General features: G+C 71.1%; 26 protein-coding genes and 1 tRNA gene. 14 read left to right on the forward strand and 13 right to left on the reverse strand.

The features are described from left to right. Positions 1 to 17: 17 nt before the first annotated feature. Together OGL88_RS04570 and OGL88_RS04575 are read right to left on the reverse strand one after the other, a co-directional pair. A complete protein-coding gene (locus OGL88_RS04570) occupies positions 18 to 941 on the reverse strand; it encodes a sugar phosphate isomerase/epimerase family protein (RefSeq protein ID WP_263090048.1) in 924 nt (307 codons plus the stop codon). Positions 942 to 949: 8 nt separating this feature from the next. Then, positions 950 to 2107, reverse strand: coding sequence for a Gfo/Idh/MocA family protein (locus OGL88_RS04575; protein WP_240347404.1), 1158 nt, complete (start codon positions 2105 to 2107; stop codon positions 950 to 952). Between the two features lie 76 nt (positions 2108 to 2183). On the opposite strand from OGL88_RS04575, the gene OGL88_RS04580 reads away from it, so the two are divergent. The 3 genes from OGL88_RS04580 (at position 2184) to OGL88_RS04590 (ending at position 4601) form a co-directional block, all read left to right on the forward strand. Next, positions 2184 to 3605 (forward strand): glucose-6-phosphate dehydrogenase, encoded by a 1422-nt coding sequence (locus tag OGL88_RS04580; protein WP_263090051.1) that lies wholly within the window; start codon positions 2184 to 2186, stop codon positions 3603 to 3605. A 28-nt stretch (positions 3606 to 3633) separates the two neighbouring features. After that, a complete protein-coding gene (locus OGL88_RS04585; protein WP_263090052.1) occupies positions 3634 to 4419 on the forward strand; it encodes a dienelactone hydrolase family protein in 786 nt (261 codons plus the stop codon). 109 nt (positions 4420 to 4528) lie between these two features. Then, positions 4529 to 4601: transfer RNA gene (locus tag OGL88_RS04590), tRNA-Arg, on the forward strand. 97 nt (positions 4602 to 4698) lie between these two features. Here OGL88_RS04590 and OGL88_RS04595 read toward each other — a convergent pair. Beyond that, positions 4699 to 4857, reverse strand: a complete 159-nt coding sequence (locus tag OGL88_RS04595; RefSeq protein ID WP_263090053.1) for a hypothetical protein — start codon at positions 4855 to 4857, stop codon at positions 4699 to 4701. A gap of 36 nt (positions 4858 to 4893) precedes the next feature. On the opposite strand from OGL88_RS04595, the gene OGL88_RS04600 reads away from it, so the two are divergent. Then, positions 4894 to 5244, forward strand: coding sequence for an HIT family protein (locus OGL88_RS04600; RefSeq protein WP_263090054.1), 351 nt, complete (start codon positions 4894 to 4896; stop codon positions 5242 to 5244). On the opposite strand, the gene OGL88_RS17990 is transcribed toward OGL88_RS04600, so the two are convergent. The 6 genes from OGL88_RS17990 to OGL88_RS04630 all read right to left on the reverse strand — a co-directional run bounded on the left by OGL88_RS17990 (position 5145) and on the right by OGL88_RS04630 (position 13043). Beyond that, on the reverse strand, positions 5145 to 7271 hold the full coding sequence (locus OGL88_RS17990; RefSeq protein WP_263090056.1) for an acyltransferase family protein: 2127 nt from the start codon (positions 7269 to 7271) through the stop codon (positions 5145 to 5147). The genes OGL88_RS04600 and OGL88_RS17990 overlap by 100 nt on opposite strands. 248 nt (positions 7272 to 7519) lie before the next feature. Next, on the reverse strand, positions 7520 to 8608 hold the full coding sequence (locus tag OGL88_RS04610; protein ID WP_263090057.1) for an alkene reductase: 1089 nt from the start codon (positions 8606 to 8608) through the stop codon (positions 7520 to 7522). A gap of 41 nt (positions 8609 to 8649) precedes the next feature. After that, complete coding sequence (locus OGL88_RS04615; RefSeq protein ID WP_205462972.1) at positions 8650 to 8862, reverse strand: hypothetical protein; 213 nt, start codon at positions 8860 to 8862, stop codon at positions 8650 to 8652. A gap of 51 nt (positions 8863 to 8913) precedes the next feature. Further along, positions 8914 to 9354 (reverse strand): MarR family winged helix-turn-helix transcriptional regulator, encoded by a 441-nt coding sequence (locus OGL88_RS04620; protein ID WP_263090060.1) that lies wholly within the window; start codon positions 9352 to 9354, stop codon positions 8914 to 8916. 290 nt (positions 9355 to 9644) lie between these two features. Continuing rightward, positions 9645 to 12329 (reverse strand): MMPL family transporter, encoded by a 2685-nt coding sequence (locus OGL88_RS04625; protein ID WP_263090062.1) that lies wholly within the window; start codon positions 12327 to 12329, stop codon positions 9645 to 9647. Positions 12330 to 12404: 75 nt separating this feature from the next. After that, positions 12405 to 13043, reverse strand: coding sequence for a TetR/AcrR family transcriptional regulator (locus tag OGL88_RS04630; protein ID WP_263090064.1), 639 nt, complete (start codon positions 13041 to 13043; stop codon positions 12405 to 12407). Between the two features lie 184 nt (positions 13044 to 13227). On the opposite strand from OGL88_RS04630, the gene OGL88_RS04635 reads away from it, so the two are divergent. The 6 genes from OGL88_RS04635 (at position 13228) to OGL88_RS04660 (ending at position 18149) form a co-directional block, all read left to right on the forward strand. Then, the gene (locus OGL88_RS04635; RefSeq protein WP_263090066.1) at positions 13228 to 14709 is read left to right on the forward strand and encodes a mannitol dehydrogenase family protein; all 1482 of its coding nucleotides are present in this window, start codon (positions 13228 to 13230) and stop codon (positions 14707 to 14709) included. 108 nt (positions 14710 to 14817) lie between these two features. After that, complete coding sequence (locus OGL88_RS04640) at positions 14818 to 15513, forward strand: helix-turn-helix transcriptional regulator (protein WP_263090068.1); 696 nt, start codon at positions 14818 to 14820, stop codon at positions 15511 to 15513. A gap of 95 nt (positions 15514 to 15608) precedes the next feature. Continuing rightward, positions 15609 to 15980: a VOC family protein gene (locus OGL88_RS04645; RefSeq protein WP_263090070.1), complete on the forward strand. Its 372-nt coding sequence runs from the start codon at positions 15609 to 15611 to the stop codon at positions 15978 to 15980. A gap of 38 nt (positions 15981 to 16018) precedes the next feature. Beyond that, complete coding sequence (locus OGL88_RS04650) at positions 16019 to 16747, forward strand: alpha/beta fold hydrolase (protein ID WP_263090072.1); 729 nt, start codon at positions 16019 to 16021, stop codon at positions 16745 to 16747. After that, the gene (locus OGL88_RS04655) at positions 16744 to 17595 is read left to right on the forward strand and encodes an MBL fold metallo-hydrolase (protein WP_263090074.1); all 852 of its coding nucleotides are present in this window, start codon (positions 16744 to 16746) and stop codon (positions 17593 to 17595) included. The genes OGL88_RS04650 and OGL88_RS04655 overlap by 4 nt, the downstream gene beginning before the upstream one ends. Beyond that, a complete protein-coding gene (locus tag OGL88_RS04660; RefSeq protein WP_263090075.1) occupies positions 17592 to 18149 on the forward strand; it encodes a TetR/AcrR family transcriptional regulator in 558 nt (185 codons plus the stop codon). Before OGL88_RS04655 ends, OGL88_RS04660 begins: the two co-directional genes overlap by 4 nt. A gap of 78 nt (positions 18150 to 18227) precedes the next feature. Here the strand turns inward: OGL88_RS04660 and OGL88_RS04665 are convergent, their stop codons facing one another. Next, entirely contained in the window at positions 18228 to 18794 is a 567-nt protein-coding gene (locus OGL88_RS04665; protein ID WP_263090077.1) for a GNAT family N-acetyltransferase, read from the reverse strand. Between the two features lie 9 nt (positions 18795 to 18803). Further along, positions 18804 to 19799 carry an alpha/beta hydrolase gene (locus tag OGL88_RS04670; RefSeq protein ID WP_263090078.1) on the reverse strand — a complete coding sequence of 332 codons (996 nt, stop codon included), beginning with the start codon at positions 19797 to 19799 and terminating at the stop codon, positions 18804 to 18806. Between the two features lie 113 nt (positions 19800 to 19912). Here OGL88_RS04670 and OGL88_RS04675 point away from each other — a divergent pair, with 113 nt between their 5' ends. The 4 genes from OGL88_RS04675 to OGL88_RS04690 are packed head-to-tail and all read left to right on the forward strand — an operon-like array spanning position 19913 to position 23623. Next, positions 19913 to 20824, forward strand: a complete 912-nt coding sequence (locus OGL88_RS04675; protein WP_263090079.1) for an ABC transporter ATP-binding protein — start codon at positions 19913 to 19915, stop codon at positions 20822 to 20824. Next, positions 20821 to 21672 (forward strand): ABC transporter permease, encoded by an 852-nt coding sequence (locus tag OGL88_RS04680; protein WP_263090080.1) that lies wholly within the window; start codon positions 20821 to 20823, stop codon positions 21670 to 21672. Before OGL88_RS04675 ends, OGL88_RS04680 begins: the two co-directional genes overlap by 4 nt. Then, positions 21669 to 22970, forward strand: coding sequence for a sensor histidine kinase (locus tag OGL88_RS04685; protein ID WP_263090082.1), 1302 nt, complete (start codon positions 21669 to 21671; stop codon positions 22968 to 22970). Before OGL88_RS04680 ends, OGL88_RS04685 begins: the two co-directional genes overlap by 4 nt. Then, complete coding sequence (locus OGL88_RS04690; protein WP_263090085.1) at positions 22967 to 23623, forward strand: response regulator; 657 nt, start codon at positions 22967 to 22969, stop codon at positions 23621 to 23623. Before OGL88_RS04685 ends, OGL88_RS04690 begins: the two co-directional genes overlap by 4 nt. 27 nt (positions 23624 to 23650) lie before the next feature. Here the strand turns inward: OGL88_RS04690 and OGL88_RS04695 are convergent, their stop codons facing one another. Both OGL88_RS04695 and OGL88_RS04700 read right to left on the reverse strand, forming a co-directional pair. Next, positions 23651 to 23842, reverse strand: a complete 192-nt coding sequence (locus OGL88_RS04695; RefSeq protein ID WP_205462960.1) for a hypothetical protein — start codon at positions 23840 to 23842, stop codon at positions 23651 to 23653. 56 nt (positions 23843 to 23898) lie between these two features. After that, positions 23899 to 25269: an NtaA/DmoA family FMN-dependent monooxygenase gene (locus tag OGL88_RS04700; protein WP_263090087.1), complete on the reverse strand. Its 1371-nt coding sequence runs from the start codon at positions 25267 to 25269 to the stop codon at positions 23899 to 23901. Positions 25270 to 25349: the final 80 nt, after the last annotated feature.

Here is a 25349-nt window from a genome sequence, read left to right on the forward strand (position 1 = left end):
AAGTCGTCACACGACGTTCACATGGACCGGGGGTCGTGTGCGATGAGAGGGCGGAGGGTGCGGTGGGCGATGCGGAGCCCTTCGAGGACCTTCTCGTCGGTGCCGCCCCAGAGCGGGTCCTCGTGCTCGACCGACAGGGTGCCGTCGAAGCCCGCCTCGTACAGGCGGTCGACGACGTGTGGCCAGTCCACGACGCCACGGCCCGGCACCCGGAAGCGCCACCAGCCCATGTCCCACGGGTCGTCGCCCTTGTCGACCTTGCCGAAGAACCCGTACGCGTTGCGCTTCGCCGGGAACAGCTCGAGGTCCTTCGCCTGGGCGTGCACGATGTGCTCGGCGAACGGCAGGATCGTCTCGACCGGGTCGATGCCGATCCAGGTCAGGTGCGACGGGTCCCAGTTCAGGCCGAAGCCGAGGCCGGTGACCCAGCCCCAGAGCTCGGGCGAGTACGCCAGGTTGCCGGGGTAGCCGTCCGGGTGCCAGCCCTCCATCACGCAGTTCTCGATGATCAACCGCACGCCGTGCTCGCCGGCGTAGTCGACGAGCTCGGGGAGCACCCGGTCGCCGATCCGCATGTTGTCGACGACGCTGCGGCTCACGTCACGGCCGATGAACGTGCCGACGTACGGCACGCCGAGCACCTGCGCGGCATCGATCGCGTGCTTGAGGTGGGTGCGGATCTCCTCGCGCCGGGCGAGGTCCTGGTGCAGGTTGTTCTCGTAGTACGCGAGTGCCGAGATCTCGAGGCCGGTGCGGTCGAGCAGGTCACGGGTCGCCGCCGCGTCCTCGTCGGTGAACGTCGCCACGGGCAGGTGCGCCGCCTCGAAGTCACGGCCACCGGTGCCGGGCCACACGCCGACCTCGAGCCGCTCGTAGCCCTGCTCGGCGGCGAAGTCCGCGATCCGGTCGAGCGACCACCCGGGCAGACAGGCAGTCAGCATGCCGAGCTTCACCGGATCTCCCGCCACGTGGTCTCGGCCGCGCTCGTGATCACGGCGTCGACGATGTCGGCGGAGCGTGCGCCGTCGGCGAAGGTCGGCAGCCCGTCGGGCGCCACACCGGTGCGGACCGCGGTGTGGGTGTCGGCGACGAACGCGGCGAAGGCGTCGAGGTAGCCCTGCGGGTGCCCGGACGGCACGATCGCCAGACGCCGCTGGTCCGGGTACCCCTGCGACGGGTCGCGGACGACGATCTGGGCACCGCGCTCGTTGCCGAACCACGCGGACTCGGGCTGCTCCTGGTCGAAGGCGGCGCTGCCGCGGGTGCCGTCGACCTCGAACCACAGGCGGTTCTTCCGGCCGGAGGCCACCTGCGAGATCACCACGTTGCCGATGCGCCCGGTGCCGGTGCGGAACGTCGCGACCGCGGTGTCCTCGGTGGTGACCTCGGCCCGTTCCGCAGCGTCGGCGACCGGGTCGGGGTCCGGCGAGCCGGAGAACGACGGCCCCGAGGCCGCGGGCCGGGTCGGGTAGACGATGTCGGTCGCCGCGGACACCGAGGTGAAGCGCTCACCGGTGACGAACTCCACCAGGTCGCACCAGTGCGAACCGATGTCGGCGAACGCCCGGGACGACCCGCTCGAGGTCGGGTCGACCCGCCAGCTCGAGGCGTCCTCGTCGAGCATCCAGTCCTGCAGGTAGTGGCCGTGCACGGCGAGCAGTCGACCGAGGTCGCCGTCGGCGATGCGCGCGCGGATCTCGCGGATCATCGGGTGGTAGCGGTACACGAACGGCACCGTGGCGACGACACCGGCGTCCGCCGCCGCGGCGACGAGTTCGGCGGCCTGCGCCGGGTCGATCGCGAGGGGCTTCTCGCACACCACGTGGATGCCCGCGGCGATGACCGCCATCGCCTGCGGGTGGTGCTGGTCGTTCGGGGTGCAGATGTGCACGACGTCGGGGGCGTCCGCGATGACGTCGTCGAGCGAGGCGTACCCACGAGGCAGGTCGAGTTGCGCCGCGACCTGCTCGGAGCGCGATGCGTTCCGACCGAGCACCCCGAGCACCTCGGCACCGGCGGCCCGGGCCGCGCGGGCGTGGACCCCCGCGATCATGCCGGTGCCGATCACGACGACGCGGAGGCGTCGTCCTTCGTACCCACTGCTCATGGTGCTCCCTCGCGCCGAACTGTCACCACCGTAGCGGCCCGGCCGTCCACCGGGGCCGATGAGTACGGTCGGAGGCATGTCGAGCCTCCAGACCAGCCTGCTCATCCTCGGAGCCAGCGGCGACCTGTCCAAGCGCCTGCTCCTGCCGGGTCTCGCGACCCTGCTCGAGGTCAAGGACGACTGGGACGTCCAGCTCATCGGGGCGGGTGTCGAGGACCTCTCCGACACCGACTGGAAGGCGCAGGTGCGCGAGTCCTTCGAGAACGCGCAGGCGTCGAAGAACGAGGGCGACGAAGGGGCGGAGGGCGACTCGTCGCTGTCGGAGCGGCTGCAGGCCGTGATCGACGCGTCCTCGTACCGCAAGGCGGACGTCACGAGCGCCGACGACCTGCGCGCGCTGCTCGCCGACTGCGACCACGACCCCGCGATCTACTTCGCGCTGCCCCCGGCCGTGACCGAGAAGAGCTGCGAACAGCTCGCCCACATCGACCTGCCGAAGCGCACCCGCCTGGCGCTCGAGAAACCGTTCGGCACCGACGCCGCCAGCGCCGAGCACCTGAACGACCTGCTGCACTCGTTCATCCCCGAGGAGCGCATCCACCGGGTCGACCACTTCCTCGGCCGTTCGACGGTGCTCAACCTGATCGGGCTGCGCTTCGCGAACCGCATCATCGAGCCCCTGCTGTCCTCGCAGCACGTCGAACGCGTCGACATCGTGTACGACGAGACCCTCGGGCTCGAGGGTCGCGCGCGCTACTACGACAAGGCCGGTGCCCTCACCGACATGATCCAGAGCCACCTGCTGCAGGTCATGGCGGTCGTGGCGATGGAGGCGCCGGCGTCGATCGACGCCGATGACCTGCGCACCCAGAAGGAACTCGTGCTGCGCGCCGTCCGGCCGTGGGGCGGAGACGTCGTCGCCGCCGGCAAGCGCGCCCGGTACACCGCGGGCACGGTCGGTGACCGGAAGCTGCCGTCGTACGCCGACGAGGACGGTGTCGACCCGTCGCTCGGCACCGAGACCCTGGCCCAGCTGACCCTCGAGATCGCGAACTGGCGATGGGCCGGAGTCCCCTTCACGCTGCGTTCCGGCAAGGCGCTCGCGAAGCAGCGCCGCGAGATCGTCATCACGTTCAAGGACTCCCCGCAGGTGCCGGTCGGTCTGTCCGGCGCAGCGCAACCGGACCGGCTCCGGATCTGGATCGCCCCGGACGAGATGCAGCTCGAGCTGAACGTCAACGGCCCCGGCGACCCGTACACGATCGACCGCACCAGTCTCGAGACGACGTTCAACCCCGGACGGCTCAGCGCGTACGGCGAGGTCCTGGCCGGCGTGCTCGAGGGCGATGCGACCCTGTCCGTCCGTGGCGACAGCGCCGTGCAGGGCTGGAAGGTCGTCGGACCGTTCCTCGAGGCGTGGAAGGCCGGCACGACGCCGCTCGACGAGTACCCGGCCGGGTCGAACGGCCCCGAGGGCTGGGACAACATCGACGCCTGAGCCGGACGGCGGCGTAGCGTCGGACGACGTGACCACCATCGACGACGTCCTGCAGACCGTTCCCGAACCCGCTGGCGCCGACATCCGTGTCGAGCCCGTCCACTACGACCACGAGGGCACCGACCTGCTCGGCGTGCTCGCGAAGGACACGGCCATCGCCGGGCCCCGCCCCGCCGTCCTGGTCGTGCACGACTGGCACGGCGTGAACGAGCACGTCGAAGCACGCGTGACGATGCTCGCCCGTCTCGGCTACGTGGCCTTCGGCGCGGACGTCTACGGCGCCGGCGTCCGGCCCGGTGACGACACCGCCGGCCAGGTCGCCGGGTCGTACTACCAGGACCTGCCGCTGCTCCGGGCACGCGCCATCGCCGGACTCGAGCGGCTGCGGCAGGACCCCGACGTCGACCCCGCCCGCATCGTCGTCATCGGGTACTGCTTCGGTGGCTCCACCGCGATCGAGCTCGCGCGCACCGGCGCCGACCTCGTCGGTGCGGTGTCGTTCCACGGCGGCCTCATCACCCACGACCCCGCGGACGCCTCGGCGATCCGGGCGAAGCTGCTCGTGCTGACCGGGGGAGCGGACCCGGTCGTGCCCGACGACGCCGTGCACGCCTGGCAGGACGAGATGCGCACCGAGCCCGGCGTCGACTGGCAGGTCGTCACGTACGCCGGTGCCATGCACGCGTTCGCCGTGCCGGGGACCGACGCGCCCGACCACGGCGCCCAGTACCAGGAGCGCGCCGACCGCCGATCGTGGCAGGCGTTGCGGGTGTTCCTGGCCGAGGTGTTCGGCGAGGAGGCCGCGGTGCTGTGACGTCGGGGCTCGGCTGTCGCCTCGCGACACGCCGGGTGGAGCGGTCGGGCGGCCTCGATTGGCGCCCGGGCCGGAGCTGTTGTAGAGTCTTCCACGGCCGCAAGGCCACGCGCTCGTAGCTCAATGGATAGAGCATCTGACTACGGATCAGAAGGTTGGGGGTTCGAGTCCCTTCGAGCGCACAGTGCCGGTTGAACGGCATGACACCGAACAGACGAAGGGCCCCGGCGGATTCCGCCGGGGCCCTTCGTCGTTGGTGGTTCGTGTGTGAGTCGTGTTTCACCGAAGCTGACGCCCGAGCAGCGCGATCCCCAGAGCGACCAGCGCCACGACGACGAGCGCGACGACGATGAGCAGGGGCAGCAGGTCGACCGAAGCGGTGTCGTGGCACTCGACGGTTCCCACGGCACAGGATGCGAGGACGGTGGTCGAGGTCATGGTCCGAGTGAAGCACGGCGAGGTTGGATGGGGAACATGACGACGACGTCCGTGTTCGAACAGGTGCCACCAGCGCAGTGGGTCGCGGACGACGATTACGTCTTCGCGATCCTCGATGCACACCCGGTGTCACCTGGCCACACGCTCGTCATCCCGAAGCGGCGGATCACGAGCTGGTTCGACGCGACCGAGGGCGAGCTCTCCGCGATGACCCGGATGGTGGCGCTGCTGAAGGCCCGGCTCGACGAGCAGCACCTCGACCATTTCTGCTCACGAAGCGCTCTCGCTCAACGCCCGAGCGCCGTGAGCTGCTTCTGCAGCCCGCGCTCGAGGTACGGCTCCAACGACGTCGCCCACGTCGCCGTGATGTGCGTGGTGTCCCGGTAGACCAGCACGCCGCCGATCACCGCGGGGCACGTCGTCTCGGTGCAGTAGTAGTCGGTCAGGTCGATGACCCCGGCTCGTCCTCCGGCGGCCTTGAACGCCCGCACGGCCTCGATCGACGAGTCGGTCTGGGCGAGCGCCTCGGAGCGGGGCCGGTCGCACGACGCGTTCGTCGGCCCGGACATCTTGCTCACGCAGGCGATGACGTCGGGCCGGGGGACCGGGTTGTCGCGGATGGCGATGACGGGGAGCTGGTCGCCGGCGGCCTGCTCCCAGGCGTCGACGAGGCCGTTGCGGGTCGCGATGTCGCGCGAGGCTCCGGCCGGCAGGCTGACGGGCATCTGCGTTGCGGCGTGAGTGACGACCAGGGCGTCGGCGTCGCGGTGGGCGCGGACGTAGTCGATGGCCGCGTGCTTCCACGCGTTGCAGCCGCGCAGCGCACCGGCGTTCACCGAGTGCTGCTGCGCCGTGGTGAGGTAGTAGCCGCCGCTGCCGGCCATGTCGATGCGCCACCCGTTGTCGTCGGCGATCTTCTCGTAGGCGCCGAGCAGGGCGTTGCTGTGCGAGTCGCCGATGACGATCAGGTGCTTCGACCAGCCGGTCGCCTTGCCGAGCACGCAGGTGCGGAAGGTGCTGTTCCAGCACTCGGAGCGGTTCGCGTCGTCGTCCTCGGCTGCGGCGGGGGCCGGGATCCGGGTGTCGGCGAGGGCCGGGTCGACGCAGGGATCGGCGGAGCTGATCCGCGCGGCTGCTCCGATGCAGGACTCGTCGTCCTGTGCCCGTTCGGTCGCGAGCCGCTTCGTGAGCTGCTCGGTGGCGCCTTCGGCGTGGACCTCCTGCACGTGGACGGCGGTCAGGGTCGAGGCACCGAGGGTCACGACCGTGAAGGTGCAGATGACGCCGAGGGCGACGACCCCGCGGGGCCGAAGATCGCGCAGCCAGGTCGAGAACCGGACGGGTTCCTCGAACCAGATGGTCGTGACGGCTGCGAGTCCGACCGACACCAGGAGGACCGAGGTGCCGGTCGCCCAGTCGAGCGGGCGTCCGAGCATGATCGGCAGGATCACGACGAGCGGCCAGTGCCAGAGGTACAGCGCGTACGAGATCCGTCCGGTGAACGCGACCGGTCCGAGCGCGCCGATCGACTCGAACACGGTGCGTCCGCCGAACAGCACCACGAGGGTCGCGCCGGCGACGGGGAGCAGCGCGGCGATCCCGGGGAACGGCGTCTCCGCGCCGATGACGAACAGCGACAGGACGAGGGCCACGGCGCCGATGCTCGTCAGGATCATGCGCACCCGCCGGGCGACCTCGGTGCGGACCTCGGGCAGGTGCACGGTCGCGGCGAGGCCGCCGAGCGCGAACTCCCACGCTCGGGTGCCGGTGGAGAAGTACGCGACGCCGGGGTTCGTGCCGGTCTGCACGATGCTCCACACCAGGGACAGCACGATGACCACACCGAGCAGCAGCCGAGCGGTGGTCAGCGTCGAGCGGCGCCCGCGCACGGCGACGGCCAACCCGATCAACAGCAGCGGCAGGACGATGTAGAACTGCTCCTCGACCGACAGCGACCAGAAGTGCTGGAACGGTGAGGGGTCGTCGGTCGACGCCAGGTAGTCGACCGAGTTCGCCGCCAGCTCCCAGTTCTGCAGGTAGACGGTCGACGCGATGAGCTCGCGGCCGTACTGCCCCCACAGCGCGCTCGGCACAGCGACGAGCACCGCGGCGCCGGTGGTGGTGATGGTGAGGAACGCGGCCGGCAGCAGGCGTTCGGCCCGGCGTGACCAGAACCGGCCGAGGTGGATCGTGCCGGCGGCGAGTTGTTCGCGCAGCAGCAGCCCGGTGATGAGGAACCCGGAGATCACGAAGAAGACGTCGACCCCGACGAACCCGCCCCGCAGGGCGTGCGGCCACAGGTGGTACACGACGACGGCCGACACCGCGAATGCGCGGAGACCCTGGATGTCCCACCGCGTCGTGTCGCGCGCGCGGTGCGCGGGGCCCCGCTCGCCCGGCGTTGCAGTGTTCACCGCGACGATCCTACGAGAAGCGCGTCACGCCCTGGGGCGGTCCGCGAGAAGACGGGAGGCCCGTGGCGGTCTCGCCACGGGCCTCCCGTCCGTCGTTCGCTCGCCCCCACCCCGTGGGGTTCCGAGATCTCGGAACCTCGCGGGCACGCACCGTCCTGATCGGAACCTCGACGGAACGCGAGCGGGGTGTCGTGGAACCTCGACGCACAGCGCACAGCGCGCCGCGTGTCGTGGATCCGCGCGAAGCCCTAGACGGCCGCGCGCACCTCAGCCAGCGACGGGTAGTCGGTGTAGCCCTCGGCGGTCGCGCCGTAGAAGAGCTCGGGACGGGCCTCGTTGAGCTCCGCGTCCTGCTCCCAGCGGTGTACGAGGTCCGGGTTCGCGATGGCCGGGCGGCCGGCGGCGACGGCGTCGGCGTGGTCGCCGTCGACGAGTGCGATGGCCTCGTCGCGGGTGGTCAACGCCGAGAAGCCGGAGTTGACGACGAACGGCGCACCCGCGGTACGGCGGACGTGCTGCACGAGGTCGCCGGTCGGCTCGGCGTGCAGGACGTCGATGAAGGCGAGTCCGAGGGGCGCGAGGCCCTCGGCGATCGCGGTGTAGGTCGCGCGGACGTCGGCCGCGTCGTCCTCGATGACGCCCTGGATGCCGTGCTCGGGCGACAGGCGGATGCCGGTCCGGTCCGCGCCGACGGCCTCGGCGACGGCGGTCGTGACCTCGATCGCGAAGCGGGCGCGGTTCTCGGGGGAGCCGCCGTACTGGTCGGTACGGGTGTTCGACACCGGGGACATGAACTCGTGCACGAGGTAGCCGTTGGCGCCGTGGACCTCGACGCCGTCGAGTCCGGCGGCGATGGCGTTGCGGGCCGCCTGCGCGAAGCCCCGCACGGCGTCCTGCACCTCGGCGGTGGTCAGCTCGTGGGGGACGGGCATGTCCGCCTTGCCGGTCGCGGTGTGGGTCTGTCCGGGAGCGGCGATGGCGCTCGGGGCGACGATCCGCGGCGTCTGCGAGATGTCGGGGTGCGAGACACGGCCACCGTGCATGAGCTGCATCACGATGGTGCCGCCCTCGGCGTGCACGGCGTCGGCGACGCGGCGCCAGCCGGCGATCTGCTCGTCGGTCTCGATGCCGGGCTGCCCGGGGTAGGAGCGGCCTTCCTGCACGGGCCAAGTGCCCTCGGTGATGATCATGCCGAGGCCCGCACGCTGACGGTAGTGCTCGACGAGCAGGTCGTTCGGGATGCCGTGCTCACCGGCGCGGGTGCGCGTGAGCGGGGCCATGACGACGCGGTTCGACAGGCGCAGAGCGCCGAAGGAGGTGGGTTCGAAGAGCTTCACGAGGGAGGGGAACGTCGTGTTGCTCGGTGCAATTCCCGTCGTCAGTCGCGCGGGCAGACCAGGGTCGACGAGCGGACCTGGCCCTCGGGGCGGATCACCTGGTGCAGCGAGAGGGGCTTGCCGCAGATCGGGCAGCCGCGGTCCACCGACCGGTCGTCGACCCCCTCGGGGTGTCCGGCGCCGATCTGCGACGGACCCATCTTGTCGATGAGCGTCGTGTTCCACCGTTCGTACCACTTGCCGAAGCGACCCACGGTGCATCCTTTCGTTCGTGCACGAATCATTATGGCACCATCGGCCACGGATCACACCTGGTCGACGCGTTCCAGGAGTTCGGTCAGGTCGTCCTTGAGTGCTTCGAGGCGTTCCAACGGCCACCCGAGTCGGTCCGCGACCGCCAGGGGGACCGCTCGCGCTCGGTCGCGCAGCGCCCGCCCGGCCGTGGTGAGCGAGACCTCGAGCTGCCGTTCGTCGGCGGCACTGCGCGTCCGGCGGACGTAGCCGGAGGCCTCGAGCCGCTTCAGCAGTGGGCTGAGGGTCGCCGAGTCGAGCCGGAGTTCGTCGGCGATCTCGCGCACCGACCGTGGATCCTGCTCCCAGAGCGCGAGCATCACGAGGTACTGCGGATGCGTCAGGCCCATCGGCTCGAGCAGGTCGCGGTAGAGCCCGATGACGCTCCGGCTCGTGGCCGCGAGGGCGAAGCAGAGCTGCCGGTCGAGCGCGAGCGGGTCGGGTGCGGAGGTCATGCGCCCACGATACCGTTCGCCCACGAAGTGTTCCCGGCTGGCGCGACGGCCGCGTTCATGCGTGCACAGGATTCGACAGAACACCAGTCGATCGACGCGTGTTCTGTCGCACGTTGCGGACGCATCAGATGCGTGTGTATGTTCCGACGTTCCACGCGTCGATCAACGGGTGGATCGTCGGAAGGTGCGGACGCATGCGTCCGGCCGCCGGGCGCGGGGTGGGCGGATGCACGGGAGGCCCGGTGCCGGTCTCGTGGACCGGCCCCGGGCCTCCAGGCTGGGTGCGTCGACTACGCGCGGTGCGCGGGCGGGTGCCCCGACTCGTGCGCGTTGGCGTCCGGCGCCACGGGGAGGGCGTGCGACCCCGTGTGGGTGTCCTCGTGACCGGGCTGACCGGGCTGACCGGGCTGGCCGGGCTGACCGGAGGTCGGGTGCGACCGCTCGAGCTTCGCGCCCTCGACGTCGACGTCCGGCACGATCCGGTCGAGCCACTTCGGGAACCACCACGCGCTCTGGCCGAGCAGGTGCATCGCGGCCGGGATGAGCAGCATGCGGACGACGAACGCGTCGATGAGCACACCGAACGCCAGGCCGAACCCGATCGGCTTGATGGTGGAGGAGTCCGAGAAGATGAAGCCCGCGAACACCGAGATCATGATGATCGCCGCTGCCGTGACCACCGCGCGACCGGCGTGCAGCCCGCGCTGGACCGCGACCTTCGCCGAGGCGCCGTGGGCGTAGGCCTCGCGCATGCCGGACACCAGGAACAGCTGGTAGTCCATGGCCAGGCCGAACAGGATGCCGATCTCGATGATGGGCAGGAAGCTCAGGATCGGTGCCGGGTCGTGCACGCCGAACACGGAGCCGAGCCAGCCCCACTGGTAGATCGCGGTCAGGCCACCGAAGGACGCCATCACGGACAGGATGAAGCCCGCCGTCGCCGTGATCGGGACCAGGAAGGACCGGAACACGATGATCAGGATGATGAGCGACAGGCCGACGACCACCACGAGGTAAAGCGGCAGGACGTTCGACAGCTTCTCGGACACGTCGATGTTGGCGGACGCGTTGCCCGCGACACCGAGCGTGACCGTGCCGTCGTCGGTCGTGACGGTCTGGTCGCGCAGGTCCTTGACCAGGTTCTCGGTGGAGATGCTGTCGGGACCGCCGCCGGGCTTCACCTGGAACGCGATGATGTCGCGGTCCGACGAGGTGCCGATCGGCAGGACGGCCTTGACGTCGTCGTTCTTCGCCAGGGCCTCACCGATGGTGACCTCGGTCGCGGTGACGTCGGACTTGCTGATCGAGTCGGGCAGCGTCGCGACGACGAGCAGCGGGCCGTTCTGACCGGCACCGAACTCCTCGTCGAGGGCCTTGTACGCCTTGTACTGGCTCGAGTCGACGGACTCGGACGCACCGGTCGGCAGGCCGAGGCGCATCTGCGTCGCGGGGAGTGCGATGGTGCCGAGCACGGCGACGCCGGCGACGAGCGTGACGATCGCACGCCAGGTCTTCATCGGCTTGTTCGGCACCCGGGTCGAGCCGGTGTTGCCGATCTTGGTCCGCTCCTTCTTGCGCAGGATCCGCATCCCGATCAGGGACAGCAGCGCCGGGGTGAACGAGGTGGCGATGAGGATCGCGAAGAACACCGCGACCGCCCCCACCGTGCCCATGAGTCCGAGGAACGGGATGCCGGTGATGTTCAGCGCGAGCAGGGCGACGATGACGGTCGCGCCGGCGAACACCACGGCGTTGCCCGAGGTGCCGTTCGCGAGGCCGATGGACTCGTGCACCTGCATGCCCTGCTTCAGCTGGGTGCGGTGTCGGTTCAGGATGAAGAGCGAGTAGTCGATGCCGACCGCCAGGCCCAACATCACCCCCAGCACCGGCGTGACCGAGATGAACTCGACCAGGCCGGAGAACGACAGCGAGGCGAGTGACGCCACGCCGACACCGAGCACGGCGCTGACGAGCGGGATCGCCGCACCGATGACGGTGCGGAGCATCAGGAAGAGCACGAGCGCGGCGATGACGACGCCGACGATCTCGCCCGGGCCGAGGATCGACGGCACGCCCTGCGCGATGTCGTTCGACACGTAGACGTTCACGCCGCTGATGTCGGCCGAGTCGGCGTCGTCCGCGATGGCGGTCTTCGTGTCGGCGGGGACCTCGTAGGTCGACTTCGTGAACTGGACGGTGCCGATGACGGCGCTGCCGTTCGACGACACGAAGCGGACGTCCTTCGACAGGTCGAGGAGCTTCGAGCCCTGCTCCAGCTCCTCGGAGCTGTCGTCGAGCTTCTTCGTGTTGGCGTCGATCGTCTTCTGGGCTTCGGCGATCTGCTGCTCGCCGGCATCGATCTGCGCCTGCTGCGCGTCGATCTGTGCCTGGGCCTGCTGGAGCTGCGCGGCCGCGGCCTGCGCCTGCGCTGCGGGGAGCGCTGCACCGGCGGCCTCGGCCTGGGCCTTCTGGGCGTCGAGCTGGGCCTGGGCGTCCTTGATCTGCTGCTTGCCGGAGGTCAGCTGCGCCTTCTGGGCGTCGAGCTGGTCCTGGCCGGTCTCGAGCTTCGCGCGGCCGTCGGTGATCTCCTTGCGGCCGTCGACGATCTTCTGACGCTGCTCGTCGAGCTGGTCCTGGGTGTCGAAGCCGCTCGTCGCGCCCTTGACGCCGTCGAGCTTCTCGACCTTGGTCAGGAAGTTCGCGACCTCCGACTTCTGCGCGTCGGTGAACGCCTTGCCGTTCTTCGTCTCGAAGACGATCGTGCCGTTGCCGCCGTTCGCGGACGGGAACTTGTCGGCGAGCTCGTCCTGCACCTGACTGGTCTTGGTGTTCGGGATCGAGATCGCCGACGAGATCGTGCCCGAGAACAGGCTGTAGGTGACGCCGGCGACGGCCATGATCACGACCCAGGTGATGATCACGAGCCAGTGGCGTCGTGCGGAGAACCGTCCGAGACGGTAGAGGAGACCGGCCATGCGGTTGCCCCGTTCCTTTCGTTGCAGGTGCTGTGTGGAGCGGGGTGCGCCGGTGGACCCCTGGGGAGGGAAGTGTCAGTCGGTGGGCATGTAGCCGCTGCGGACGCTGTGCACGAGTCGTGCCAGCAGGGCGTCCCAGTCGGCGACGGACTGCTCGTCGACAGCGGGGCCGGAGGTGGCCAGCCAGTGTTCCGCGATCACGACGATGCCGCTCATGAGCGACTCGACGAGCAAGGCGGCGTCGAGGGGATCCGCCGCCGGGTAACGACGTGCGACCTCGTCGCGGAGTCGTTCGGTGACCCGTGAGAACGCCGTCTGGGTGAGGACCGCGGCCTTCGGGTCGTCCTTGCCCGGGTCGCCGAGGATCCGGTACATGCTCGAGATCGCGGCTGCCAGGTCGGCTCCGCGTGCGGCGGACTCGAGCTCGTCGAACATCGAGGCCCGGCTGCCGTCGCCGATCGGCGTCCGCGCCATGTCGGCGAGGAACCGGTCGATGATCACGGACAGCTCCTGCTCGCACACGGCCAGCAGGACCTCGTCGAGCGAGGCGAAGTGGTTGAACACCGTCCGCCGCGCGATGTCGGCGCGTGCTGCCAGGTCGTCGACGCCGAACTCGCGGCCGCCGCGTTCGTCGATCAGGTCGCGAGCCGCCTGCAGGATCGCCGCACGGTGCTTCGCCTTGAGGGTGGCGCGGCGGTCGGTCGTGAGGGTCACGAATGAGAACACTAGGTGCATCGATGCACTCGGTGCAACGACTACGAGTGCATCCTCAGGTTCGTACCCCGCGCTGGAAACTCTGTTCTGAACAGATGTGCGCGTGGTTGACTGCACCCAGCGCGACCGCCGGTGCGACCGGTGGCGCGTCCGCCAGAACGACCGCCGTACGAAGGAGTACCCGATGCCCGTCCGCCTGTCCCCGGAGACCCTCGACGAGATCGCCGCGAGCGGTGTCGCCGTCCCGACCTACGACCGCAGCGGGATCACCGCCGGCATCGTGCACTTCGGCGTCGGCGGTTTCCACCGCGCGCACCAGGCGATGGTGATCGACCGGCTGCTCCAGCAGGGCGAGGCGCGCGAGTACGGCATCTGCGGCGTCGGGGTCCTCGAGCAGGACCGCCGCATGGCCACGGCGATGGCGGAGCAGGGCGGGCTCTACACGCTCGTCCTCAAGCACCCGGACGGCACCCGCGAGTCCCGTGTCGTCGGCAGCATCGTCGACTACCTGCTCGCCGTCGACGACCCGGACGCCGTGGTCGAGAAGATGGCGCACCCGGACACCAGGATCGTCAGCCTGACCATCACCGAGGGCGGCTACAACTTCGACCACGTCACCGGCGAGTTCGTCGCGGACGAGCCCGGCGTCGCGGCGGACCTGCGCGGCGACGGACCGCCGCGCACGGTGTTCGGCCTCGTCGTCGAGGCCCTGCGTCGACGACGTGACCGCGGCGAGCAGCCGTTCACGGTGATGTCCTGCGACAACATCCAGGGCAACGGCCACGTCGCCCGCGACATGTTCACCGCCTACGCACGCCTGCAGGACCCGGCGTTCGCCGACTGGATGGACGAGCACGTGTCGTTCCCGAACTCGATGGTCGACCGCATCACCCCGGTCACCGCCGACGAGGACCGCGCCTGGGTCCGCGACGAGCTCGGCATCGAGGACGCCTGGCCCGTCGTCGCCGAACCGTTCTTCCAGTGGGTGCTCGAGGACGACCACCCCGCCGGACGTCCGCCGTACCAGGACGCCGAGGTGCAGATCGTCGAGGACGTCGAGCCGTACGAGCTGATGAAGCTCCGGTTGCTCAACGCCTCGCACCAGGGCCTGTGCTACTTCGGGTACCTGTCCGGGTACCGCTACGCGCACGAGGCCACGCAGGACCCGGCGATCGCCACGTTCCTGCGCCGCTACATGGACGAAGAGGGTTCGCCCACCCTGCACCCCGTGCCCGGCATCGACCTCGAGGACTACAAGTCCACCCTCATCGAGCGCTTCCAGAACCCCGAGGTCCGCGACACCCTCGCGCGCCTGTGTGCCGAGTCGAGCGACCGGATCCCGAAGTGGCTGCTGCCGGTGGTCCGCGACAACCTCGCCGCCGGCCGGCCCGTCACGCTGTCCGCCGGCATCGTCGCGTCGTGGGCGCGCTACGACGAGGGCACGGACGAGTCCGGCGAGCCGATCCAGATCGTCGACCGGCTGGCCGAACCGCTGCACCGCATCGCGCTCACCCAGCGCGACGACCGGCTCGCCTTCATCGCGAACCGGCAGGTCTTCGGCGACCTGATCGACGACGAACGGTTCGTCGCGGCGTACCGCGACGCCCTCGACGGGCTCATCGCCGACGGCGCCCACGCCACGGTCGAACGCTTGGCGCGTTCCTGACCCGAGTCGCGCCCTGCGCGTGACCGGACGGCGGACGGGAGGCCCGGTGCCGGCTGGCACTGCGCCTCCCGTCCGGTACCCGGTGGCGTCACGGGCTATGGTCGCGTCGTGAACCGGACCGACCGCCTGTACGCGCTCGTCGAGGAGCTGCGCGCCGCTGCGCCCGCGCTGCGGAGCGCGCGCCGACTCGCCGAGCGGTTCGGGGTCAGCGTGCGCACGGTGGAGCGGGATCTGCTGTCGCTGCAGCAGGCCGGGGTGCCGATCTGGGCCGAGCCGGGGCGGACCGGCGGGTACACGATCGACGCCCGTGCGACGCTCCCGCCGCTCGGGCTGACCGTCGACGAAGCGCTCGCGGTGGCGATCGGCCTCGGCACGCTCGCCTCCAGCCCGTTCCGCGACGCGGCGCGCAGCGCTGCCCGCAAGGTCACCGCGGTGCTCGCCGAAGACGACGCCCGACGGGCAGCGCGACTCGCGAGCCGCGTGCACCTGCTGGAGTCGGGGGAGCGCACGCCTGCTCCCACGGCGCTCGCCGGTGCACTGACCGGCGGGCGCGTCGTCCGGATGCGGTACCGCGACGCAGTGGGCGCGGAGACCGATCGCGTCGTCGAACCACTCGGGTACATCGGGAAGGGCGAGGACTGGTACCTCGTCGCGTGGTGCCGGTTGCGCGACGGCGTCCGGGCCTTCCGTGGTGACCGGGTGCTGGCGGTGGAGGAGACCGAAGAACAGGCACCGCCCCGAGTGGTCCGACTCGACGAGCTCGACATCCCGCACGGCGTCCTGCGCCCCGTGCTCGGGGACTGAGGTGCCCGATCTGCCGAAACACCGACAGGACGGTGTCGCGGTGGTCGCGCATGCTCGACGAGTCCGGTCACGGTGGCCGGCGAGGAGGGCTTCCCGTGCAGTTCGCATCCATCCGCATCATCACCGACGACCTCGACGGGATGGTGCGGTTCTACGAACGCGTCACCGGGACCGAGGCGCGGCGGCCCGCACCCGTCTTCGCCGAGATCATGACCGGCGGCGCCGTGCTCGCCCTCGCGACCCCGGCGACCGTGGCGATGCTCGGACCGGCCGCGCCGGAACCCCGCACGAACGGCGGCGTGTTCCTCGAGTTCGCGGTGGACGACGTCGACGCCGCGTTCGCGGGGTTGCGTGGTGACCTCGACGACGTGGTGCTGCCGCCGACGACGATGCCCTGGGGAAATCGATCGGCGCTGTTCCGTGACCCTGACGGCAACCTCGTGAACCTCTTCAGCCGCCCCGTTTGACCGTGTATTCTGTCAGTCACTGACAGAATCGAGTGCACATGCAGCTCCACGTCGAGACCCACGGTCACGGCCCGGTCCGGGTCGGACTCGTGCACGGCATCCTCGGCTCGGCGCTGGTGTGGCGCGACCTCGTGTCCCACGCCGACCCCGACCGGTACACGTTCCTCGTGCCGGACCTGCGGGGTCACGGCGAGAGCGACCGCGCGGCGTCGTACACGCTCGCCGCGTTCGCCGACGATCTCGCCGAGACGCTGCCGCAGGGGCTCGACGCAGTCGTCGGACACTCGCTCGGCGGACGGGTGCTGTTCGACGCCGTCGACCGGTTGCGTCCGGCCCGCGCCGTGTACCTCGACCCCGGCTTCCACCTGCGAGCGCCGGGGCGGAGCGTGCTCGGTCGGGCGTTCTGGGCGCTGCCGGGTCTGCAGCCCCTGCTCGTGAAGGCGTACGACCGCACCGATCCGCGGTGGAATCCGGCGAACGTCGCCCGTGCCGAGGAGAGTCACCGGCACTGGGACCGCACGATGCTGCGCGACGTCCTGCGAGCGGTCGCGACGACCCCGGTGGCGCCGACCGTGCCGTTCGTGCCGTCGACGCTCGTGCTCACCGACGACGGTCGACACGTCGTGCCGGCGGCCGAGGTACCGGTCTACGAGCGCCTCGGGTGGGACGTCGAACGGGTGCACGGGGTGCACCACGACCTCGCGATGGAGGACGCCGCGCGCACGATGCGGCTCCTCGACGACGTCCTCGGCGGGGCGCACGCATGAGCGTCACGACGGTGTTCGGCGGGGTGTCCAACGTCCTCGTCTCCGACGGCACGACGTCGCTGCTCGTGGACGGCTTCTTCAGTCGTCCCTCGTTCCCGCGGCTGATGCTCGGCCGGCTCCGACCGGACGTCACCCGGATCGAGGACGCACTCGCACGGTTCGACGTCGACCACCTCGATGCAGTGCTCGTCTCGCACTCGCACGCGGACCACGCCCTCGACGCGCCCGTGGTCGCGGACCGGACCGGGGCGGAACTCGGCGGCTCGGCGTCCACCCGGATGATCGCCACCGGGTACGGGCTCGACCGCGTGCCCTTCCGGGAGCTCCACGACCGCGAGTCGTTCGCGGTGGGGGCCTTTACGGTCACGCCGCTGCACGCCCTGCACAGTGACGGCGACGCGGTGCCGGGCGAGATCACCGAGCCGGTCACCCTGCCGGCCCGGATGCGTGACTTCCGTACCGGCGGGTGCTCCTCGTTCCTGTTCGAGCACCCGGACGGATCGGTGCTGGGCCACCCGACGGCGAACTTCATCCCGGGATCCTTCGCGGGACTCCACGCCGACACCGTCTACCTGGGTGCGGGTGCCGCCGGCGCGAAGCCGACGGCCTGGATCGAGCAGTACTGGCAGGAGACCGTCGGCGCCCTGCGGCCGAGTGTCGTCCGACCGGTGCACTGGGACGCGTTCTGGCGTCCGTTGACCCGTCCGCTCAGGCCGCTGCCGAAGAAGCTCGACCGCCTCGACGTCACGATGCGCGCGTTCTCACGCCTGGCGGACGCCGATGGTGTCGACCTCCGGCTGCCGGAGCTCTGGCAGCGCGAGACCGTCTCCGCGCGGTCGGCGTCGTGACCGGGGTCCGGGCGGAGAACCGCCGGGCGACGGAGCGTGCCGTCGAGGACGCCGCGGTCGCGCTGGTCGGCGCGCGCGGGTTCGACGTCGTCACCGGGGCCGAGATCGCCACCGCGGCCGGCATCACCGAGCGCACGTTCTTCCGGTACTGCGCCTCGAAGGTCGACGCGTTCCTGTTCGTCTCGCGCGACGTCCACGACGCCGTCACCGCAGCGGTGACCGCCCCGATGACGTTCGGTGCGTTGACCGAGGTGATCGCCGAGGTGCTCGCGACGTTCGAACGCGATCGCCACGACGACATCGACCGCCTGGTCCGGGTGCGCGCGCTGCTCGTCGCCGACCCGGCACTGCTGTCCGCCGTGCTCGAGCGGGACGCCGCACGGACGCTCGAGCTGCAGCCGGCGTGGCAGGGCGCCGACCGGTTCGCGGTGCCGTTGGCGCTGCTCGCGCTGCGCGCCGCGTTCGACGCGTGGGCGGAGAACCCCGCGGGGGAGTCGCTCGGCGCGGCGTTCCGTCGGACGTGCGCCGCGCTGCGGACGGCCACCGGCGGCTGATCGCACGTGACGCCCTGGATGCCTCCACCTGGCTGGCGCGAGGATGCGTGGCGGGCGTGACCCGCGCCTCCCGTCCGCTCAGCTGTCGGGGAGCACGTCGTCGTCCCACGGCACCGGCGTCGTCTCGCCCGTCTCCCAGTCGTGGCGCAGGATCCCGTACCCGACCGACGCGACCGCGCGGCCGCCCTCGACCGGCCACCCCTCGCGGTAGTGCGCCTCCTTGACCCACCCGGCACGCACGAAGACCCGGCGCATCGCCGTGTTGTCCTCGCGGGTCTGACCCTCGAAGCGGGTCACCGACGGCAGGGTGCCGAAGACGTGATCGGTGACCGCGCGCAGCGTCGGGACGCCGAGTCCGCGACCGCGGAACGCGCCGGCGATGCGCAGGTCGAACAGCGGGACCGGGTCCTCCAGGTCCTCCAGCCGGACGAACCCGATGCGGCCGTGCTCCGTGTGGTCGACCCAGTACGAGTCGTGCTCCTCGTCGCGGTAGGAGCCGGACCCCACGACCTGGACGGCCTCCGACCGGTTCCACGTCCGCCGCACGTGGAACGGGAAGTCCTCGGTCGACAGGAAGTCGACGAGGGCGTCGTGGTCGACCCCGGTCGGGTCGATCCGGGTCAGCCGGACGGAGCGGTCGGTCATCCCGCCACGCTAGCGGGGGCGCAGCGTGGTGGCCCAGCGTCCGATCGCGTCGTACGCCTGCTCCCGCACGTCGGGCGCGGACAGCACCACGTCGTGTACGGCTCCGGGCAACCGCCGGACCGTCACCTCGTTGCCGAGCGACAGGGCTCGGTGGGCCACCGTGTCGACGTTCAGCGCGACGTCCGCGTGTGCCATCCCGGGGTCCCACCGGGGCTGCAACATGCTCTTGTCGCTGAGCATGACCAGGACGGGGACCTGGATGTCGAGCCCGTGCTCGACCGTCTCCTGCCCCGCGAAGACCGCCGCGAGCCATCCCGGGTGCAGGGGGAACCCGCGTTCCGGCCGCCACTGCTGGTCGTACGTCCACGAGCCCTCGCCCGCGGCCGACACGGTGCGCGTGTAGAAGCCCGGGTCGACGGCGGGCATCGGGGCGAGGGGGTTCCGCTTCGCGCCGAGCTTGATGACGGGCGCGACGATCGCCCGGCCCACGGCGGTCGCCTGGAACTCGAGCCAGGGACTGTTCAGGATGATCCCGTTGACGAGTTCCGGGTGCCGCGCAGCCCACAGCGACAGCGTCAGACCGCCGGTGGAGTGCCCCATCAGCACGAGCCGCCGCTCGCCAGGGCCGGGGTGCTCGGCGGACACCGCGTCGAGCGCTGCGGCGATGTCCTCGTCGTACACCGCCAGGTCGTCGACGTTGCCCGGGGTCTGGTGGGGGCGGAGGCTCCGGCCGTACTTCCGCAGGTCCAACGCGTGGAAGCGCGCCCCGAGCCGTTCGATCCGCTCCGCCAACTCGGTCTGGAAGAAGTAGTCCGACCACCCGTGCACGTACAGCACGTCGGCACCGTGCAGCGGCCCGCGCCCGTGCAGCAGCAGGTCCGTCGGGGTGTGCCGCCGACGGACGAGGGTGGCGACGACCGGACCCTCGGAGTCGGTGCCGAGCGGCAGCTCGAGTCGCTCGTAGGGCGCTCCGAGGACGTCCTCGTGCCACCGCTGGACGACCATGACCCCACCGTATCCGGCACCGCTGCGGGTGGTACCGGGGTACCACGGTCGCTCCGCGGAGATCGTCGGCGACGGCGATGTGGCGGACCCGGTCGTCTCCGTACCGTTGCCGCATGATCGAGATCCAGAACCTCACCAAGCGCTACGGCGAGAAGGTCGCCGTCGACGACGTGTCCTTCACGGTGCGTCCCGGCGTCGTCACCGGCTTCCTCGGTCCGAACGGCGCAGGCAAGTCCACCACGATGCGCGCCGTCGTCGGACTGGACCGGCCGACCTCGGGCACCGCCCACGTCGACGGACGCCCCTACCGCGAGCTGCGCGACCCGCTCCGCCGCGTCGGGGCGCTGCTCGAGGCGAAGGCGGTCCACAAGGGACGCAGCGCGTTCGACCACCTGTCGGCGCTCGCCGCGACGCACCGGATCCCGACGGCCCGTGTGCACGAGGTCATCGGGATGACCGGTCTCGAGAACGTCGCGAAGAAGCGCGTCGGCGGGTTCTCGCTCGGCATGGGACAGCGGCTCGGGATCGCGGCGGCACTGCTCGGCGATCCGCAGACGCTGATCCTCGACGAGCCCGTCAACGGCCTCGACCCCGAGGGCGTCGTGTGGGTGCGTCGGCTCGCCCGCAGCCTGGCTGCCGAGGGACGTGCAGTGTTCATCTCGAGCCACCTGATGAGCGAGATGGCGCTGACCGCCGACCGCATCGTCGTGATGGGTCGCGGCCGGGTGCTCGCGGACACGGACATCGCGGACCTGGTCGCCGCCGCCACGGAGCGGTCGGTCACCGTGCGGACGCCGGAGCCCGAGCGGCTCCTCGACGCGATCGCCGGACCGGACGTCACCATCGGGTACGAGGGAGACGGGGCGCTGCAGGTCCGTGGCCTCAGTGCCGAGCAGATCGGCGAGGCAGCGGGTGCTGCCGGCATCGTCCTGCACCAGCTCGCCACCACCGAGGCGAGCCTGGAGCAGGCCTACCTCGAACTCACGCACGACCAGGTCGAGTACCGATCGGAGGTGGCCCGGTGAGCGCGGTCACGAGCACCACCCTGCCGCGGCACGACGGAGCCGGTATCCACTTCTCCGGCGTCCTGCGCTCGGAGTGGATCAAGCTCCGCTCGCTGCGGTCGACGGCGTGGAGCTTCCTGCTGCTGTTCGTCCTGCCGATCGGCATCGGCGTGCTCCTGGCGGCCTTCGCGGACACCGGCGGGCAGGGGCTCACCGGCGACGCGGCGCGGAACGCCCTGGTGCAGTACAGCACGAGCGGAACGATGCTCTCGGTCCTCGTCGTCGCGGTGATCGGCGCCCTCGTCGTCACCGGCGAGTACGGCACCGGCATGATCCGCTCGTCGTTCGCAGCGGTCCCACGGCGGTCGGTCGCGCTGGCGGCGAAGGCGATCGTCCTCGCCGTGGCCGTCTTCGTCACGAGTGCCGTGAGCGTCTGGGCCACTGCGTTCATCACGCTGCCCATCGCCGCGGGGCGGAACGTCGAGGCGTCGCTGGACGCGAGCGTCGCGATGCCGTTGCTCGGCGCCTCCGTCTACCTGACGCTCATCGCCCTGCTCGCCTTCGCGGTCGGTGCGGTCCTGCGTTCCACCGCCGGGGCGATCGCGGGTGTGCTCGGGCTGATGCTCGTCGCCCCGGTCGTGGTGCAGCTGGTGCAGTCGTTCACGGGAGCGGAGTGGCTCGGCACGCTGACCAACCTGCTGCCGCAGAACGCCGGGCAGCCGCTCATGCAGTTCGGCACCGAGGTGACGTCGGGGTGGCACGACGGCGTCCTAGCCTTGGGGGGATGGAGCGGATTCGCGGTGCTGCTGGCCTGGGTGGTCGTCGCCTCGGTGACGGCGCTCGCCCTGGTCGAGAAGCGGGACGCGTGACCCCTGCCGACCTCGACCCCGGCGCCGTCCAGGACGGTGCCGGGGGCATCGCCCTGCCCGATGCACCCGGCCGGCTCCGGCGGTTCTGGGCGCGCCACCCGGTCATGACCGACGCGTTGCTCATCGTCTTCTGGGGTGCGATCGAGGTGGCCGTCGCGCTGCGGAGCACGTGGCAGGTCGACGGCAGCACCGCTGCGCGGGTCACCGTCGTCGTCCTCGTGCTGATCGCCGTCTCCGGCATCCCGCTCCGGCGCACGCACCCCGCGGCGACGGCGGTGCTCGGGCTCGCGTCCGTCGTCGCCATGACCTGGACGGAAGCGGGCTACTCCCCGGCGCTGTTCACGGTATACGCCGCGACCGTGTGGTGGTCGCGTGCCGCCGGGTGGTGGACGGCCGCGGTCGCCGTCGTGCTGGCCGCGGGGGCGACGGCGCTGCGCGTCTGGGTGGTCGCGCCGGGGTCCGGAGGACTCGCGGACATCCTGTACCCGCAGCCCACGACGTTCCTGCTGGCAGCGGTCCTGATCGGGGTCAACGTGTCGAACCGCCGTCGCTACACGCAGGCGCTGATCGACCGCGCGCACCAGCTGGCCCGGGAGCGCGACCAGCAGGCGCAGCTCGTCACCGCCGCGGAACGGGCCAGGATCGCGCGCGAGATGCACGACATCGTGTCCCACTCGCTCACGGTGATGGTGCGGCTGGCCGAGGGTGCGGCGGCCGGGGCGTCCGCTGGGTCTCCCGCCGGGGCGTCGTCCGGTGGGGGCGAGTCCGCAGCCACCGCGGCCATGCGCGGAGTCGCCGACGTCGGCCGTGGCGCGATGGGCGACATGCGCCGCATGCTCGGGGTGCTCGGCGGCGACGGTGAACCCGCGCTCGCGCCGCAGCCGGGCGTCCACGACGTCCCGCAGCTCGTCGACCGGTTCCGTGCGCTGGGCACGCCCGTCGCCCTCGAACGCGTCGGCGTCGTCCCCGAGGACGACGCCCTGCAGCTCGCCGTGTACCGGGTCGTGCAGGAGGGCCTCACCAACACCGCCCGGCACGCGCAGCACGTCCGATCGGTGGACGTACAGGTGGCCGCGTCCGCCACCGAGGTCACCGTGGTCGTCACCGACGACGGACGGACAGGAGGCCCGACTCGGCCCGACGGGTCGGCGCACGCCACGACGGGGTCGGGTCGAGGGCTCATCGGGATCGAGGAGCGCATCCGCGCGCTGGGTGGGCAGGTGCGCGCGGGCTCCCGCGACGGCACCGACGGTTGGCAGATCCGGGCGACGATCCCGGTCAGGACGGAGGACCGGTGATCCGCGTCGCGATCGTCGACGACCAGCAACTCATCCGGACCGGGTTCCGGCTGCTGCTCGAGGCACAACCCGACATCGAGGTCGTCGGTGAGGCCGGCGACGGCGGTGCGGGCGTGCGCCTCGTTCGTGCCCTGCGTCCGGACGTCGTGTTGATGGACGTCCGGATGCCCCACGTCGACGGCGTCACGGCGACGGCAGCGATCGTCGAACAGGTCCCCGAGACCCGGGTGCTCGTGCTGACGACCTTCGACCTGGACGAGTACGCGTTCGGCGGCCTGCGTGCCGGGGCGAGCGGGTTCCTGCTCAAGGACGTCAGCGCCGCGCAGCTCCTCGACGCCGTCCGGTCCGTGGCAGCGGGCGAGGCCGCGGTCTCACCGCGGGTGACGCGGCGGATGCTCGAGCTGTTCGGTTCCGTGCTCCCCAACGATCGGCCGGTGGGTCCGGACCCGCTGGAGCCCCTGACCCCGCGGGAGCGCGACGTGTTGCTCGCGATGGCCCGCGGGCTGTCGAACCCCGAGATCGCCGCACACCTGGTGACGAGCGAGTCCACGGTCAAGACGCACGTCGGGCGGGTGTTCGGCAAGCTCGGGCTGCGTGACCGGGTGCACGCGGTGATCTTCGCCTACGAGCACGGTCTCGTGCCGCGGTCCTGACGGGGTGCCTGTCGCGTGGCGGCGCGCTCAGCTGCGGGGTGCGCGTGAGAAGAACAGGGTGATCGCGCCGAGGGCGATGGACGCCACGATCAGCACCCAGGCGAGCACGGGGACCAGCCCGTCCCACGGGGTGAACAGGAGCACGACGCCGATCACCAGCACGCCGGCGGCGGCGATCAGCACGAGGCGGTGCGGTCTTGCCGGGTGGGTTCTGGTCACATGTGCACCGTACGCGTCGGGACTGCGGACGGGCGGAACGCCGATGCGCCCGGCGATCAGGCTCGGGCGTCGACTCCGCGGCGGTGCCGTGCCGCAGGGTGGCGGCTCGGCAGTCGTGACGGCCCGCCGCCCTGAACGCGCTGGCGAAGCGTCTCGCCGTCGGTGTACCGCTCGGGCAGTCGGCCGCGTTCCCGCAGCAATGGGGTGACGTGGGTCGCGAAGTCGCGCACGGTGTCGAACGAGTGGTACTGCCGCAGGTTGATGCCGTCGATCCCGTCGTCGTCCAGCCAGCCTTCGATCTGTTCGGTGACGGCCTCGGGGACACCGGCGGCCCAGAAGGCGCCGTGCCATGCCTCGTTCACCCGGTCCAGGAGCTCTCCCACGGTCTGGTCCAGGGCAACGCGGCCGACCAGCCGCTCGCCGCCCTCCACCCCTTCGGCCTCGAGTGCGTCCCGGACGGTGCGGCCACGCGGGTGCGCGAGGGCATCGAAGGGCACGCTCCCGTGGATGAGGGGGCCTTCCTCGCTCTGGAACGCGCGGTACTGGGCGACCTTGTCGTCCACGTCGCGCTGCGTCGGCGCGGTGATCACGGCGGCCTGCGTCACGAACTTGACGTCGTCACGCTCACGGCCCGCTGACTCGGCGGCGGCCCGGACGGCGTCAGCGGTGCGCTCGACGCCGTGCCCGCCGGTGAAGACGACCTCGGCGTGCCGGCCCGCGCGGGCGATGCCGGCCGGCGAACCGGTCGCCAGGAACAGGGTCGGGGTGCGCTGCGGCGACGGCTCGGACAGGTGCGGCCCGGCGACCCGGAAGTGCGTACCGACGTGGTCGATCGGGTGGACCTTCGCGGGGTCGGTGTACATCCCGCGTTCGGCGTCCCGCAGGACGGCGCCGTCCTCCCAGGAGCCCTCCCACAGCTGGTACAGCACCTCGAGGTACTCGTCAGCGATCTCGTACCGGGTGTCGTGCGGGATCTCGGTCGCCAGGCCGAAGTTGCGGGCCGCGTTCGGGAGGTAGCTCGTGACGACGTTCCAGCCGACGCGGCCGTTGGTCAGGTGATCGAGTGTCGACATCCGTCGCGCGAACGCGAACGGTGGCTCGTAGCTGGTCGAGAAGGTGATGCCGAAGCCGAGGTGCTCCGTCACGGCCGCCATCGCCGGGACCACGAGCATCGGGTCGTTGTTCGGGATCTGCAAGCCCTCGCGCAGCGCCGGTGCCGCGGAGCCGCCGTACACGTCGTAGGCCCCGAGGACGTCGGCGATGAACACCGCGTCGAACTGCCCGGCCTCGGCGGTGCGCGCCAGCTCGGTCCAGTAGCGGATGTCCGTGTAGCGGTGCCGGTTGTTGGCGGGCAGGCGCCACAGCCCGTGGGTGATGTGGCCGACGCAGTTCATCTCGAACACGTTGAGGAGCAGACGTTTCGGCATCCCCCGAGCGTAGGAACCGACGCCGGATCCCCGGTGTTCGTGACGGAGTGCTACGTGCGCGGCGACGTCATCCGACGGCA

The organism is Curtobacterium sp. RIT-PI-V (assembly GCF_025642935.1).
Classification (GTDB): Bacteria; Actinomycetota; Actinomycetes; order Actinomycetales; family Microbacteriaceae; genus Curtobacterium.

Bases quoted from the DNA above. Each gene is read 5' to 3' on its own strand.
- OGL88_RS04570 (WP_263090048.1), bottom strand. From the start codon at position 941: ATGCTGACTGCCTGTCTGCCCGGGTGGTCGCTCGACCGGATCGCGGAC.
- OGL88_RS04575 (WP_240347404.1), bottom strand. From the start codon at position 2,107: ATGAGCAGTGGGTACGAAGGACGACGCCTCCGCGTCGTCGTGATCGGC.
- OGL88_RS04580 (WP_263090051.1), top strand. From the start codon at position 2,184: ATGTCGAGCCTCCAGACCAGCCTGCTCATCCTCGGAGCCAGCGGCGAC.
- OGL88_RS04595 (WP_263090053.1), bottom strand. From the start codon at position 4,857: ATGACCTCGACCACCGTCCTCGCATCCTGTGCCGTGGGAACCGTCGAG.
- OGL88_RS04600 (WP_263090054.1), top strand. From the start codon at position 4,894: ATGACGACGACGTCCGTGTTCGAACAGGTGCCACCAGCGCAGTGGGTC.
- OGL88_RS04620 (WP_263090060.1), bottom strand. From the start codon at position 9,354: ATGACCTCCGCACCCGACCCGCTCGCGCTCGACCGGCAGCTCTGCTTC.
- OGL88_RS04625 (WP_263090062.1), bottom strand. From the start codon at position 12,329: ATGGCCGGTCTCCTCTACCGTCTCGGACGGTTCTCCGCACGACGCCAC.
- OGL88_RS04635 (WP_263090066.1), top strand. From the start codon at position 13,228: ATGCCCGTCCGCCTGTCCCCGGAGACCCTCGACGAGATCGCCGCGAGC.
- OGL88_RS04650 (WP_263090072.1), top strand. From the start codon at position 16,019: ATGCAGCTCCACGTCGAGACCCACGGTCACGGCCCGGTCCGGGTCGGA.
- OGL88_RS04655 (WP_263090074.1), top strand. From the start codon at position 16,744: ATGAGCGTCACGACGGTGTTCGGCGGGGTGTCCAACGTCCTCGTCTCC.
- OGL88_RS04665 (WP_263090077.1), bottom strand. From the start codon at position 18,794: ATGACCGACCGCTCCGTCCGGCTGACCCGGATCGACCCGACCGGGGTC.
- OGL88_RS04670 (WP_263090078.1), bottom strand. From the start codon at position 19,799: ATGGTCGTCCAGCGGTGGCACGAGGACGTCCTCGGAGCGCCCTACGAG.
- OGL88_RS04675 (WP_263090079.1), top strand. From the start codon at position 19,913: ATGATCGAGATCCAGAACCTCACCAAGCGCTACGGCGAGAAGGTCGCC.
- OGL88_RS04700 (WP_263090087.1), bottom strand. From the start codon at position 25,269: ATGCCGAAACGTCTGCTCCTCAACGTGTTCGAGATGAACTGCGTCGGC.